Source organism: Pseudomonas sp. LAM2023 (assembly GCF_016620375.1).
GTDB lineage: Bacteria > Pseudomonadota > Gammaproteobacteria > Pseudomonadales > Pseudomonadaceae > Aquipseudomonas > Aquipseudomonas anuradhapurensis.
The window spans coordinates 898,453-911,533 of the sequence record NZ_JAENHV010000009.1; the positions used below are offsets into that span (position 1 = coordinate 898,453).

Consider the following 13,081-nt stretch of genomic DNA (forward strand, 5'->3'; position numbering starts at 1 on the left):
AGTTCCACCCATGTCGCGCCCTCTTGCCCTGCTGCTCGCCAGCGCCCTGCTAGCCCCGACCGCGCTGGCCGAATCCGCGCAATCGCAGAGCAACGGCTGGGTTGAGGATGGCAGCTGGAGCCTGCTCAACCGCAGCGTATTCGACCAGCGCGACTACAAGCACGGTGGGCGCAACAGCGCAGCGCGCAATGCCTACAAGCCGCGCAATGAACGTAACGGCAAGGCTGAGGAGTGGGCCTATGGCCTGATGGCGACCTTGCAGTCCGGTTTCACCCAGGGGCTGATCGGCGTCGGGGTCGACGCCCACGCCTACCTGGGCGTGCAGCTCGACAGTGGTGGTGGGCGCGCGGGCAAGGCGCGCCTGCTCGCGGTCGATAACGCCGGGCACCCCAAGAGCGATTACAGCCGTGCCGGCGCAGCACTGAAACTGAGAATGTCCGATACCGTGCTGTCCTACGGCGAGCAAAGGGTCAAGACCCCGGTGTTCAGCGCCTCCGACAGCCGCCTGCTACCCGAGACCGTCAGCGGCCTGTTGCTCACCAGTAGTGAACTCGACAGCCTCAAGCTGGTGGCCGGGCACTTCACCGAGGACACCGACCGCAATGCCTCCAGCCACGACCAGGGCTTCGTGGTGAACTACTCCAACGGCCGCCAGGGCAACAGCTTCGACCTGGCTGGCGTGGTGTGGGACCCGGGTGCCGCTTTCCGCGGCAGCCTGTACAGCTCACGCTACGAGGACAGCTGGAACCAGCATTACCTGGGCAGCACCTTCAGCCACGCCCTGGATGAACGCCGCAGCCTCAGCCTGGATCTCAACCTGTACCGCACCACCGACACCGGCAAGGCGCTGTCCGGGCGCATCGACAACACCACCTGGAGCCTGGTCTCGCGCTACGACCAGGGGCCGCACGGTTTCAGCCTGGGCTGGCAGCAGGTGCATGGCGACACGCCATTCGATTACGTGACGCGCGGGGCGATCTACCTGGCCAACGCGGTGCAGATGTCGGACTTCAACGCGCCCAACGAGAAGTCGTGGCAGGCACGTTATGACCTGAACATGGGCGCCTATGGCGTGCCGGGTCTGAACCTGACGGCGTTGTATGTGCGCGGTTTCGATATCGATGGCACGCATGTCGACCCGGCGGGCGGTTATGCCTACCTGGGCTATGGCAAGGGTGGCAAGCATTGGGAGCGCGACCTGGAAGCGCGTTATGTGGTGCAGAGTGGCAAGGCCAAAGGCACCGCGTTTTCGCTAAGGCACAACCTGCATCGAGGCAATACCGCCCAGGCGGAACTGGACGGGGACCAGATCCGCTTGGCCGTGGAATGGCCGTTGTCGGGTGCGCTCTGATCGACCGCATCAACCGAATCGGGGCTGCCAGGCAGCCCCGGGAGCGCTCAGGCGACCGAACTGCCGACAGGCTGCAAGCCCCACTGCGCCCGCTCCTGCGCATTCATCGCCGCTACCACCTCGGCGAACGTACGCTCAAGCTCGGCACTGACATTGCCAAATGCCTGGTAGTTGGTCAGCAGGTAGCGCTTCACCGTCCTGGGCCAACGCCGCTCCTTGTGCGCTGCATTGATGATGCTCTTGGCGTCGTGGTAAGTCGCACCACGCCACAGGTCCATCAACCGGTTCTCGAAATCACCGAAGGTCCACAGGTCTCTGCGGTCTTCGAACTCGTCCAGCAGTTTGAGTTTGTACAGGGCCAGGTGTGGCATGCCGAGTCTCCCTTGGTGCAGTGAACAATCCGTGCACCCGGAAGGTAAGCAAGGCGGGCAGGTTTGGAAATGAACGCGTGGATCATCAACCCAGGGCCTTTGTAGGCGTTTTCTGAACCGCAACGCAGCAACAACGGCAGACGAAGGCAAAGGATGGGTCGTCGTGGCCCGGCTGACGTCGGTATAATCCCCGCTATCATTGCCCGACCAGGCCACGCCATGCCTCGCTTCCTCACGTTGCTGTTGCCCCTGCTGCTGACTGCCGCCCTCACCGCCTGCGACCAGAAGCCCTCGCGTGAACAACAGATTCTGGCCCAGCTGCCCCTGCAGGATGCCTATACGCACAACATCGAGCGCATGGCCGTGCTGCTCGGCCGCAGGCACCCACAGCTGTCACAGGCGGCCATCGAGGATGTGCTACGCAAGCACCTGACCGTCGAAGACCAGCGCCAGGACCTGTTCCGGCTGTACAGCGAAAAGAACTTCAGCGATGCCGAGTTCGCCACCATCGTCGAGGCCACCCATGACCCGGCCAAGGCCCGCGCCCTGGAAGACACCGAAGCCGGCAAGCGCCTGGGCGAGAAGCTCACTGCACTGATGCGCGAAACGGCCCGCGACGTCAACGTCCAGGCTCTGGCCGAGCAGCGCATGCAGCAGGTGGAAGACGAACTCGATGCGCTGGAAAAGGCAGGCTCGTGAATACGGTTTCCCATCGCGTGCATAACGCGTAAGGTTATTCCTATTTCGTAGATGCTTATTCCATTATTCGAGGTCAGGATTGCCAAACAGCAAGCACGGATTGCGCCTGGATCTACGCACCCTCATCCTGGTGCTCTGCGCCCTTACCGCCTTGGTCATGCTGTGCGCCAGCTATTTTGCCAGCTACCGGGTGCAGCGCCAGTTGCTGATCGACCACGCCCTGGAAGCCAACCGGGTGTATGCGACGAAGCTGGCCAGCATTACCGAAACCTTCATCAGCAATGCCCAGCAGCAGCTGTCGTTCAGTGCCGGCGTGCAAGCGCGGCAGTTGGGTGACGCCCAGGCGCTGCAGGCTGAAACAGAACGTGTGCTGAGCCAGAGCATGGCCTTCAACTCCACCTTCGTGCTCGATGCCAACGGCGTGCTGCTGGCCATTTCTCCTGCGCCGCTGCGGCATCTGGTCGGTAGCCGCATGCATTCGCCCGGTGTCCAGGAAGCATTGCAGGCGCGTAGCCCACTGGTGTCGACGCCCTACATGTCGGCGGCCAACAACCTGGTGGTGGCCTTGTCGCACCCGATTCTCGACAGCAACGGTCGCTACCTGGGGTACGTGGGGGGTAGCCTGTACCTGCGTGAGCGCAACATCCTCAACAGCCTGCTGGGCGAACATTTCTACAAGGACGGTTCGTACCTGTACGTGGTCGACCGCAACCGTCGCCTGCTCTATCACCCCGATGGCCAACGGGTGGGCAAAGTGGTTGAAGGCAATGCCTTGATCGACCAGCTGGCGACCCTCGGCAATGGCACCCGCCAGCTGACCAACAGCCACGGTGTGGCCATGGTTGCCGGTTTCGCCACCGTGCCCAGCGCCGGCTGGGGGGTGGTGGCGCAGCAGCCACTGGCGCAGACCGTAGCGCCGTTGAACCGGCTGATCCTGAACGTGGTGGGTATCTCGGTACCCTTGGCCCTGGTAGGCAGCCTGCTGCTGTGGTGGCTGGCCATGATCATTGCCCGGCCACTGTGGCAACTGGCCGCCGGCGCGCGCTCGATGGACCGCGCCGGCACCGCCGAGCGCCTGCATCGGGTATCGGCCTGGTACTTCGAGGCAGCGCAGCTCAAACGCGCACTGCTGTTCGGCCTCAACTTGCTGCATGAGCGCATCGGCCGGCTCAACCGTGACGCCCAGACCGACCCGCTGACCGGCCTGGGCAACCGCCGCAGCCTGGAGTTCAGCTTGTCACTGCTGGAGGCCGAAGGGCGGCCGTTTGCCGCCATCGTGCTGGATATCGACCATTTCAAGCGGGTCAATGACAACCATGGCCACGAAGTTGGCGACCAGGTCCTGCGCCGGCTGGCGGAGTTGATGCGCCGCTGCTGCCGGGAAGGTGACCTGCTGTGCCGTACCGGCGGCGAGGAGTTTCTGATGCTGTTGCCCGGGGCCAGCCCGGACGTGGCGGCGGTAGTGGCCGAGCGGCTACGGGTGACGGTGCAGGATACCCCGGTCGAGCCAGTAGGTGCGGTGACGATTTCGCTGGGAGTGGCGCACTGGGAAGGCGAGGCTGGTGGCGAGCCAGGGTATGTGCTGAGTGCCGCCGACCGGGCGCTTTACCGGGCCAAGCAGGAGGGACGCAACCGGGTTGTCATTGCCTGACATCTTGCATTGATCAAGGTTGCAGGACAGCGCTCAGGCATCGCACGCAAAAGCGCTACCCGACCGTTCATCCGGGTGGTAGATTCGCGCCATGAAAACCACCCGCCACATTCGCCTGCTGACTGCCTGGACGCTCTACGCCAGCGTCCTGTTCAGCCTGGCCTTGTGCGGCCTGCACCATGGCCAGATGGGCGGCCTGCGCCTGGCGGGCCTGCAAGGCAGTTTCTGTGCGCTCGACGGCGAGCACGGCATGGCCATCGACCTCGAGGGCACTGGCGGCGACCAGCACATGGCCCAGCTCGACTGCCCGGTGTGCTCCTCGTTCGGCCTGGCCGTGCCGCTCAACAGTGGCGGCTGGTCGTTCACCCCGGCCCAGGTCGTGGCCACTTCGCCCATGGTGATACGCAGCTGGGCGCAACCGCCGCCACGTCACCTACGCCCAGCCCTCACCCCTCGCGCGCCCCCCGTTGTTTTCCCCGCAGCAGCTATTCATTTCGCCTGACCTCAACCGGGCGCGCCTGCCGGCGCGCCCGCGGTCAGCCATGACCTTTGCGTGGAAAACCTGCCAACATGCTTCGCCATACTTCCCTGCTGCTCTTCATGGGCACCTGCAGCCTTGCCTGGGCGGACACCGCCCCCCTGGAACTCAGCGTCACCACCATCGACGGTGACCGCGACGCCGCCAGCGGCGTGCAACTGGACGAGCCGATCCGCACCGGCTCTCGCCTCGGCCTCACCGCCCGGGAAACGCCCGCCTCGGTCAGTGTCTCGGACCGCCGCCTGATCGAAGAACGCGGTGCCCGGGACAGCCAGGAGGTGCTCAACGCCATGACCGGGGTGAACGCCTCGGCCAACCCCGGCTTTGGCGGCTTCGTCGCCTACCGTGGCTTTACCCAGAACCAGGTCACCCAGTTGTACAACGGCATCAACCTCGGCTACAGCAGCGCCACCCGCCCGGTAGATGCCTGGGTGCTCGATCGCGTCGAACTGATCGGCGGGCCGTCGTCGTTCCTGCATGGCGCAGGTGCGGTGGGTGGCTCGATCAACTACCTCACCAAGCTGGCCAGCCGCGACCAGCACACCGTCGACGGGCGGATCCGCTACGGCAGCTTCGACGACAGCGAGATAGCCTTCGGCATCAACCAGGCATTGGCCAACAACCCCGCCGATGCCCGCCATTTCCTGCGCCTGGACTTCAGCCGCGGGCACGGCAACGGCTACATCGACCGCAATGAACGGCACACCGACAGCCTGGCATTCTCGCTGCTCAGCGACCTCGCGCCCAACCTCACCCACACCCTGGCCCTGGAGTACCAGGAAGATCGCGAAGACAGCCCTTACTGGGGCTCGCCGATCCTGCCCGGGCGCAGCACGATGAAAATCGACAACAGCCGCCGCTTCGAGAACTACAACGTCGGCGATGGTCGCTATGAGCAGCGAGTACGCTGGCTGCGTTCGATCCTCGATTACCAGCTCAGCGACAGCACCAGCGTGCAGAACACGCTGTACCACTACAACGCCCAGCGCGACTACCGCAACCTCGAACGCTACCGCTACACCGACGATGGCAAGGTCCGGCGCAGCAGCCCCTACCTGCAACGCCACGACCACAACCTGTTGGGCAACCGCATCGAGCTGCGCCACGACAACCAGCTGTTCGGCTTGACCAGCCAGTGGTCGCTGGGGCTCGAATACTCAACCATGCACCAGACGCTCTACCCCACCTCGAGCAGCTGGAGCGACGTGGTCGATGCCGAGTACTTCGCCCCCGGCAGCTTCGATGACATCCCCGGGGTCAACGCCGGCCTGACCAAGCAGCGCCGCCACGAGGTCAGCAACCGCGCCGTGTTTGCCGAAAACCGCCTGCAACTCACCGAGCGCCTGGCCCTGCTGAGCGCATTGCGCTACGACTACCTGGACATGCAGGTGACCAACTACGGCCCGGTAACGCCAACCTCGCCGGCCTACTTCGAACGGCGCTGGGAGCCGCTGTCAGGGCGTATCGGCCTGACCTACGCACTGACCCCCTCTGCCAGCGTGTATGCGCAGTACAGCACGTCCGCCGACTTGCCGGCCGGTTCGCTGGCGGCAGCGACTTACTCCAACGTTGGCCTGTTCGACCTGTCCAAGGGAGAGCAGTGGGAAGTGGGCAGCAAGTTCGACTTCCTCGCCGGGCGCGGCGCGACCACGCTGGCGCTGTACCAGATCGTGCGCAAGGACTTTGCCGTGCGGGATGCCAACGACGCCAACCTTACGGTCCAGGCCGGCCAGCAGACTTCGCGGGGCATCGAGTTGTCCGGGCGCCTGCAGGTCACCCCCAAGTTGCTGGCCGAAGCCAACTACGCCTACGTCGATGCCCAGTACGATGAATTCAACGAGGCGGTCAACGGCGTGTCGGTGTCGCGCAAGGGCAATGCACCGGTGAACGTGCCGGCCAGCGTCGCCAACCTGTGGCTGACCTACAGCCTTTCACCGGCATGGTCGGTAGGCGCGGACGGGCGTTACGTGGGCTCGGTGTATGCCGACAATGCCAACAGCCTGAAGGCCCCGGCCTACACCCTGTTCGGCGCATTCGCCCGTTACCGGCTGGATGCAACCACCAGCCTGACCGGACGGGTACGCAACCTGACCGATGAGGTCTATGCCAAGCAGGCTTACAACAGCCAGTACTACATGGGGCCACCACGTACCTTCGAGCTGGCGCTGGACCTGCGTTTCTGATGTACAAGGCGGTGTCGGCCTGGCGCCGATACCGCCGAACAAGACACTTCCTACACACAACCACAGAGAATCCCAAACCGTCCTGACGGATAATGCGAGTCTTCATTCACGCGGCAAGACGCTCGCTCCTGCCTCATCAAGGAAGTCCCTGTGTTCAGAACGCTGTTTCCCGTACTTGTGGCCGCCACACTCATCGCGTTGCCAGGTTGCCAGCATCAGCGCTCCTCCGAGGCGGAAAAACTGGCTCGCCGGGCATTCGTCCGCGACATGCAGCAAGCGTTGAAGCTGGGCATCGCCACCGCTGATACGGGCCCGCAAATCGGCGTGGTCATGCTGAAGGTCGAACTCGACTCATCCTCTGCACCGGTCAGTTGCAAAGCCAGCAGGGCGCCGCTGCGGTACGAAAACCAACTGCCTGCCGAACTGATCCGCACCGACTTCAAGTCACTGGCCAGCGTGGTGGAGGCGCAATGCTGGAACACCATCTATCCCGTGGTGCCCCAGGCGCTGCGCGAGGACAACGGTACTGCGCAAATCCGTGCGCCGCTGTTGGTGGTGCTGCCGGCGTCCGCCCAAGCACCTGGCACTGCACGGCGCCGGAGCAACGCGCAGCGTGAGTTCTTCTGGCAGCAGCTGTTCGGCAACCTGCCGGTCGACAGCATTGGCCGGGCCTCGGTGTATTACCAGGCGAATGCCCAGGGCAAGGTGCAAGGCTGCCTGGTGCAGATCTAACCTCACCCGCTACGGCCGGACGATTTCCGCCTCGATGGCAAACTGCAGGCCCGCCTGAACAGCCGTTGCATGACACTGGAGCTGGCCAACCTGCCGGGCTTCAAGGCCGAAGATGGTGGCTTGGCCAAGGGCTACAGCGAGATGGAATATGCCCCCTGGAAAGTCGGCGTGCGATGAAACGCAGCTAGGCCGACGCCACTGCCCCGATGAAGTTGGCCAGCTCCGCTGTTTGCGGCGCGGCGAACACCTCACGCGGATTGCCCATTTCATGCACCTTGCCCTGGTGCATGAACACCAGCTTGTCGCCCACTTCACGGGCGAAGCGCATCTCATGGGTGACCATGATCAGGGTCATGCCTTCGCTGGCCAGTTGGCGCACCACGCCGAGCACTTCATTGACCAGCTCGGGGTCGAGCGCCGAGGTGATCTCGTCGCACAGCAGCACTTTCGGTGACATGGCCAGGGCGCGGGCGATCGCCACGCGCTGTTGCTGGCCACCGGAGAGCCGGTCGGGGTAGGCATCGAACTTCTCCGCCAGCCCCACCCGCGCCAGCATCTGCTCGGCCAGGCGGCGCGCTTCGGCGCGGCTGGCCTTCTTCACCACCTGCGGCGCCAACATCACGTTCTCGCCCACGCTCAGGTGTGGGAACAAGTTGAACTGCTGGAACACCATGCCCACCTTCTGGCGCAAGGCGCGCAGGTCGGCGCGGCTGGCGTCGAGGTATTCCCCGTCCACCTCGATCACCCCGTCGCTGATCGACTCCAGGCCATTGAGAGTACGCAGCAGGGTACTCTTGCCCGAGCCGCTGCGGCCGATGATGGCCACCACCTCACCCTCTTCGATGCTGAGGTCGACGCCCTTGAGCACGTGGTTGTCGCCGTAGTACTTGTGCAAAGCAGACACTCTAAGCAGGGGCATGCAGCCTCCTTTCCAGGTAACGGGCGCTCAGCGAGAGCGGGTAGCAGAGAATGAAATAGCCCAGCGCGACCAGGCCGTAGACCATGAAGGGTTCGAATGTGGCATTGGCCAGCATGCCGCCGGTCTTGGTCAGCTCGGTGAAACCGATGATCGAAGTGACCGCCGTGCCCTTGACCACCTGCACCGAAAAGCCCACGGTCGGCGCCACGGCGATACGCAACGCCTGCGGCAGGATGACGTGGCGCAGCTGCTCCAGCCGGCTCAGCGCCAGGCTGCCGGAGGCCTCCCACTGGCCACGCGGGATCGCATCGACACAACCGCGCCAGATTTCGGCGAGAAAGGCACTGGTGAACAGCGTCAGGGCAATGGCCGCAGCCATCCATGCCGACACATCCAGGCCGAACAGAGCGATCCCGAAAAACACCATGAACAGCTGCATCAACAGCGGCGTGCCCTGGAACAGCTCGATATAGCCGCGCGCCAGGCCGCGCCACAGCCGCTGCCCGGACAGCCGTGCGACCAGCACCAGCAAGCCGGCAGCACCACCGCAGAGGAACGCCACCAGCGACAGCAGCAAGGTCCATTGCAGGCCAATCAGCAAGTTGCGCAGAATGTCCCAGAAGGTGAAATCCATCAGCGTCTCCCCATCAGCAGGCGCTGCCCCAGCCACGCCAGCAACTGGCGCAGGAGGATGGCCATGAGCAGGTACAGCGCGGTGGTCAGCAGGTAGGTCTCGAATGCGCGGAAGTTGCGCGACTGGATGAAGTTGGCGGCAAATGACAGCTCTTCGGTGGCGATCTGCGAGCACACTGCCGAGCCCAGCATGACGATCACGATCTGGCTCGACAGCGCCGGCCAGACCTTGGCCAGCGCAGGTTGCAGCACCACGTGGCGGAACGCTTCGAAGCGGCTCATGGCCAAGGCCGCGGCGGCTTCCAGCTGGCCCTTGGGAATGGCCTGGATGCCCGCTCGGATGATCTCGGTGGAATAGGCCCCAAGGTTGATCACCATGGCCAGCACCGCCGCCTGCCACTCGCTCAGGCGCAGGCCCAGCGCCGGCAGGCCGAAAAAGATGAAGAACAGCTGGACGATGAACGGCGTGTTACGGATCAGCTCCACATACAGGCCGAACAATGCATCGAAAGGCCGCACGCGCCAGGCACGCACACCGGCGCCCAGCACACCGATGGCTACGCCCAGCAGCGTGCCGACTGCTGTCAACTGCAGAGTGAACCCGGCACCCTTGAGCAGCAAGTCGGCCTGTGCCAGCACCGGGGTAAAGTCGAATTCATAGGCCATGTCGGCAGGCTCCAGGCAACACTCAGAGTTCCGCCGGCAGCGGCTGCTTCAGCCATTTTTCGGCATTACGGTTCAGGCTGCCGTCCGCCTTGGCGGTGTCCAGCGTGGCGTTGACCTTTTCCAGCAGCGCCGGCTCGTTCTTGGCCACGCCCACGTAGACCGGCGAGTCCTTGAGCTTGACCTTGACCACCGGCACCTTGGCCGGGTTCTTCTCGGCGATGGCCGCCATCACCACACTGCCACTGGCGATCAATTCGACCTGGCCGGAGAGGTAGGCGGCGATGGTCGAGTTGTTGTCTTCGAAGCGCTTGATCACCGCGCCCTTGGGCGCCACGGCACTGAGTTCCATGTCCTCGATCGAGCCGCGGGTGACGCTGATGGTCTTGCCGGCGACCGCGTCGATGCCGGCGATGTCCACGTCGGCCGGGCCGAACACTGCCAGGTAGAACGGCGCATAGGGGCGCGAGAAGTCGATTACCGCGGCACGCTCGGGGTTCTTGCCCAGGCTCGAGATCACCAGGTCGACCTTGCCGGTGGTGAGGAACGGGATGCGGTTGGTGCTGTTCACCGGGGTCAGGGCCAGCTTTACGCCCAGTTTGTCGGCCAACAGCTGCGCGGTATCGATGTCCAGGCCACGGGGCTTGAGGTCGGGGCCGACCGAGCCGAACGGTGGGAAGTCCTGCGGTACTGCCACTTTGAGCACGCCACGGGCGCTGATGTCGGCCAGCGCATCGGCCTGGGCGGTTGGCAGTGCCAGGGTGCCGCTGCAGAACAGGCTGGCCAGGAACAGGGTGCGGAATGTCTTCATCGAACGGCCTCGCAGAAATCAACGGAAGGAAGGTGCCGGCTGGGCAGTGCACAGGGCATGCCAGCGAAGGCCGCCACCCCTGCACGAACGTGGCGAAGGGCGGCATTGCACGGTCTTACTGGTCTGAACAGTCAGCCGGCGCCGATGGACGGCAAAACGCCTACGCCCCGCTTTCGTGCAGCCCCGCTGCAGCTTGCGCCAGCGCGGCGCAACACTTGCCAGCACCGGGCAATAGCCGTAAAAAGCCAAGGTCATCGCCTCCGACCGGTCTGAACAGCATGCTCGACACCCTCCCCCGCGCCGTCCCCGAACAGGCCCTGCAAGGCATCCGCAAGTTGATCGATGAAGGTGCCTATCAGCCCGGCGATGCCCTGCCCTCGCAGCGCGACCTGGCCGAGCAGTTGGGGGTCAGCCGGGCGTCGTTGCGCGAGGCCCTGTCATCCCTCAGCGCCCTGGGCCTGGTCAGCGTCCAGCCGGGCAAGGGTGTGTTCGTCCAGGTGCCGGCGCCCGCGGCGTTCGCCTGGCCCTACGCCGAACAGGTGTCGGCCAGCGACACCTTCCAGCTGCGCTATGCCCTGGAAGGGTTTGCCGCCGGTCAGGCGGCGCTGGCGCTGACGGCGGACGACATCGACCGCCTTGAGGAAAATGTCGAGGCGATGCGCCAGGAGCTTCGTGCCGGCCGCTTCGAAGCCGCCGCCCAGCTGGACTTCGCTTTCCACCAGTTGCTGCTGCAAGCCTGTGGCAACCACGCCATGCTGCAGGTGATCACCGCCAGCCAGGACATCTTCCTGGAAAGCCAGAAGCTGCCGTTCATTCGCCCGGAGCGGGCCATGGAGACCTGGCAGGAACACCGCAAGATCCTTCGCGCCCTGAGCCGTCGTTCGCAGGCTGCGGCGCACAAGGCAATGCACGAGCACATTCGCAATGCCGCTTCACGCACCGGCGTGGTGTTTGCGGTGTAGCGCCTGCCCGAAACGGTCGAAACAGGCATCCCAAGGTCGCCCTGAACGAAGCACGCCGCTGCCCGACTCGGTCTACTGGCGCTGATAACAACGATGGCGCGCTGAAGCGCGCCACATTCATCCAGGCTGCCTATGGAAACCGGAGAGCTTCCGTATGTCTGCATCGCATGAGGTATCCCCCGCCACCCTGCGCCGGGTGATCGCCGCCTCGGCCATTGGCAATTTCGTCGAGTGGTTCGACTTCGCCGTCTATGGCTTTCTCGCTACCCTGATCGCCAGCCAGTTCTTCGCCAGCACAGACGCCAGCGTGGCCTTGCTGAAAACCTTCGCCGTGTTCGCCGTGGCCTTTGCCCTGCGCCCGCTGGGCGGCATCGTGTTCGGCGCGCTGGGTGACCGCCTGGGACGCAAACGCATCCTGTCGCTGACCATCCTGCTGATGGCCGGCTCGACGACCTTGATCGGCCTGCTGCCGACCTATGCCAGCATCGGCCTGGCGGCCCCTGCGCTGCTAACCTTGGCGCGCTGCCTGCAGGGTTTTTCTGCCGGTGGCGAGTATGCCGGGGCGTGCGCCTACCTGATGGAGCATGCCCCCCACGACAAGCGTGCCTTCTATGGCAGCTTCGTGCCGGTCTCGACCTTTTCCGCCTTTGCCTGCGCGGCGGTGATTGCCTATGGCCTGGAGGCCAGCCTGTCGGCCGAAGCCATGAATGCCTGGGGCTGGCGCATCCCGTTCCTTATCGCTGCACCGCTGGGGCTGGTTGGCCTGTACCTGCGCTGGCGCATGGAGGAAACCCCGGCGTTCCGCGAAGCCCTCGCCGAAGGCAAGGCGCATGAGCATTCGCCGCTGAAGGAAACCCTGCGCCACCATGGCCGGGCGATCCGCAACCTGGGCGCGTTCATCTCGCTCACTGCGCTGTCGTTCTACATGTTCACCACCTACTTCGCTACCTACCTGCAACTGGTCGGCAACCTGACCCGGGCGCAGGCGCTGCTGGTGACCACGGTAGCCCTGCTGTTCGCTGCTGTCGGCTGCCCGCTGGCCGGGGCGTTCTCGGACCGCGTCGGGCGGCGCAGGACCATCGGCTTTACCTGCCTGTGGGTGATGCTGTGCGTGTTCCCGGCCTACTGGCTGGCCAGCTCCGGTTCGATAGCCGGCGCGCTGCTGGGGGTGATCCTGCTGGCGGTCGGGGCGTTGTGCAGTGGCGTGGTGACTGCGGCGTTGCTGTCGGAAAGCTTCCCTACCCGTACCCGCTATACCGCTTCGGCGATTACCTACAACGTGGCCTACACGCTGTTTGGCGGTACCGCGCCGCTGGTGGCGACCTGGCTGATCGGGCAGACCGGCAGCAGCCTGGCTCCGGCGTTCTACCTGGTGGTGATCGCGCTGGTGGCGCTGCTGGGCGGGTTGGCGTTGCCGGAGACTTCCCGGATTTCCTTGCATGATGAGGTGGAAGGCGACGGTGTGCGGGCTGCGGCTCGTCGTACAGTCTGAGCATTCGCGGCTGCTTTGCAGCCCATCGCGACACAAGGCCGCTCCTGCAACGGTACGCGTTCACCGCAGATTGACG

13 protein-coding genes are annotated in these 13,081 nt (G+C 64.6%); 8 read left to right on the forward strand and 5 right to left on the reverse strand.

What is annotated here, in order from left to right:
* Positions 1-10: 10 nt before the first annotated feature.
* A complete protein-coding gene (locus JKP78_RS04245; RefSeq protein ID WP_186684560.1) occupies positions 11-1,351 on the forward strand; it encodes an OprD family porin in 1,341 nt (446 codons plus the stop codon).
* Between the two features lie 47 nt (positions 1,352-1,398).
* On the opposite strand, the gene JKP78_RS04250 is transcribed toward JKP78_RS04245, so the two are convergent.
* The gene (locus JKP78_RS04250; protein WP_170029308.1) at positions 1,399-1,722 is read right to left on the reverse strand and encodes a hypothetical protein; all 324 of its coding nucleotides are present in this window, start codon (positions 1,720-1,722) and stop codon (positions 1,399-1,401) included.
* A 219-nt stretch (positions 1,723-1,941) separates the two neighbouring features.
* On the opposite strand from JKP78_RS04250, the gene JKP78_RS04255 reads away from it, so the two are divergent.
* The 5 genes from JKP78_RS04255 (at position 1,942) to JKP78_RS04275 (ending at position 7,525) form a co-directional block, all read left to right on the forward strand.
* On the forward strand, positions 1,942-2,421 hold the full coding sequence (locus tag JKP78_RS04255; RefSeq protein ID WP_170029307.1) for a hypothetical protein: 480 nt from the start codon (positions 1,942-1,944) through the stop codon (positions 2,419-2,421).
* 79 nt (positions 2,422-2,500) lie between these two features.
* Positions 2,501-4,072 (forward strand): sensor domain-containing diguanylate cyclase, encoded by a 1,572-nt coding sequence (locus tag JKP78_RS04260; RefSeq protein ID WP_170029306.1) that lies wholly within the window; start codon positions 2,501-2,503, stop codon positions 4,070-4,072.
* A 91-nt stretch (positions 4,073-4,163) separates the two neighbouring features.
* The gene (locus JKP78_RS04265) at positions 4,164-4,574 is read left to right on the forward strand and encodes a DUF2946 family protein (protein WP_200626120.1); all 411 of its coding nucleotides are present in this window, start codon (positions 4,164-4,166) and stop codon (positions 4,572-4,574) included.
* Between the two features lie 68 nt (positions 4,575-4,642).
* Entirely contained in the window at positions 4,643-6,793 is a 2,151-nt protein-coding gene (locus JKP78_RS04270) for a TonB-dependent receptor (protein ID WP_200626121.1), read from the forward strand.
* Positions 6,794-6,943: 150 nt separating this feature from the next.
* Positions 6,944-7,525 carry a hypothetical protein gene (locus tag JKP78_RS04275; RefSeq protein ID WP_234454464.1) on the forward strand — a complete coding sequence of 194 codons (582 nt, stop codon included), beginning with the start codon at positions 6,944-6,946 and terminating at the stop codon, positions 7,523-7,525.
* 184 nt (positions 7,526-7,709) lie between these two features.
* Here the strand turns inward: JKP78_RS04275 and JKP78_RS04280 are convergent, their stop codons facing one another.
* The 4 genes from JKP78_RS04280 to JKP78_RS04295 are packed head-to-tail and all read right to left on the reverse strand — an operon-like array spanning position 7,710 to position 10,551.
* Positions 7,710-8,444, reverse strand: coding sequence for an amino acid ABC transporter ATP-binding protein (locus JKP78_RS04280; protein WP_170029302.1), 735 nt, complete (start codon positions 8,442-8,444; stop codon positions 7,710-7,712).
* The gene (locus tag JKP78_RS04285) at positions 8,431-9,081 is read right to left on the reverse strand and encodes an amino acid ABC transporter permease (RefSeq protein ID WP_186685054.1); all 651 of its coding nucleotides are present in this window, start codon (positions 9,079-9,081) and stop codon (positions 8,431-8,433) included. Before JKP78_RS04285 ends, JKP78_RS04280 begins: the two co-directional genes overlap by 14 nt.
* Positions 9,078-9,743 carry an amino acid ABC transporter permease gene (locus tag JKP78_RS04290; RefSeq protein WP_186684550.1) on the reverse strand — a complete coding sequence of 222 codons (666 nt, stop codon included), beginning with the start codon at positions 9,741-9,743 and terminating at the stop codon, positions 9,078-9,080. The genes JKP78_RS04285 and JKP78_RS04290 overlap by 4 nt, the downstream gene beginning before the upstream one ends.
* 22 nt (positions 9,744-9,765) lie before the next feature.
* The gene (locus tag JKP78_RS04295) at positions 9,766-10,551 is read right to left on the reverse strand and encodes a transporter substrate-binding domain-containing protein (RefSeq protein WP_186684549.1); all 786 of its coding nucleotides are present in this window, start codon (positions 10,549-10,551) and stop codon (positions 9,766-9,768) included.
* A 278-nt stretch (positions 10,552-10,829) separates the two neighbouring features.
* On the opposite strand from JKP78_RS04295, the gene JKP78_RS04300 reads away from it, so the two are divergent.
* Together JKP78_RS04300 and JKP78_RS04305 are read left to right on the forward strand one after the other, a co-directional pair.
* A complete protein-coding gene (locus tag JKP78_RS04300) occupies positions 10,830-11,513 on the forward strand; it encodes a FadR/GntR family transcriptional regulator (protein ID WP_170029299.1) in 684 nt (227 codons plus the stop codon).
* 154 nt (positions 11,514-11,667) lie between these two features.
* Positions 11,668-13,005, forward strand: a complete 1,338-nt coding sequence (locus JKP78_RS04305) for an MFS transporter (protein WP_186684548.1) — start codon at positions 11,668-11,670, stop codon at positions 13,003-13,005.
* Positions 13,006-13,081 lie beyond the last annotated feature (76 nt).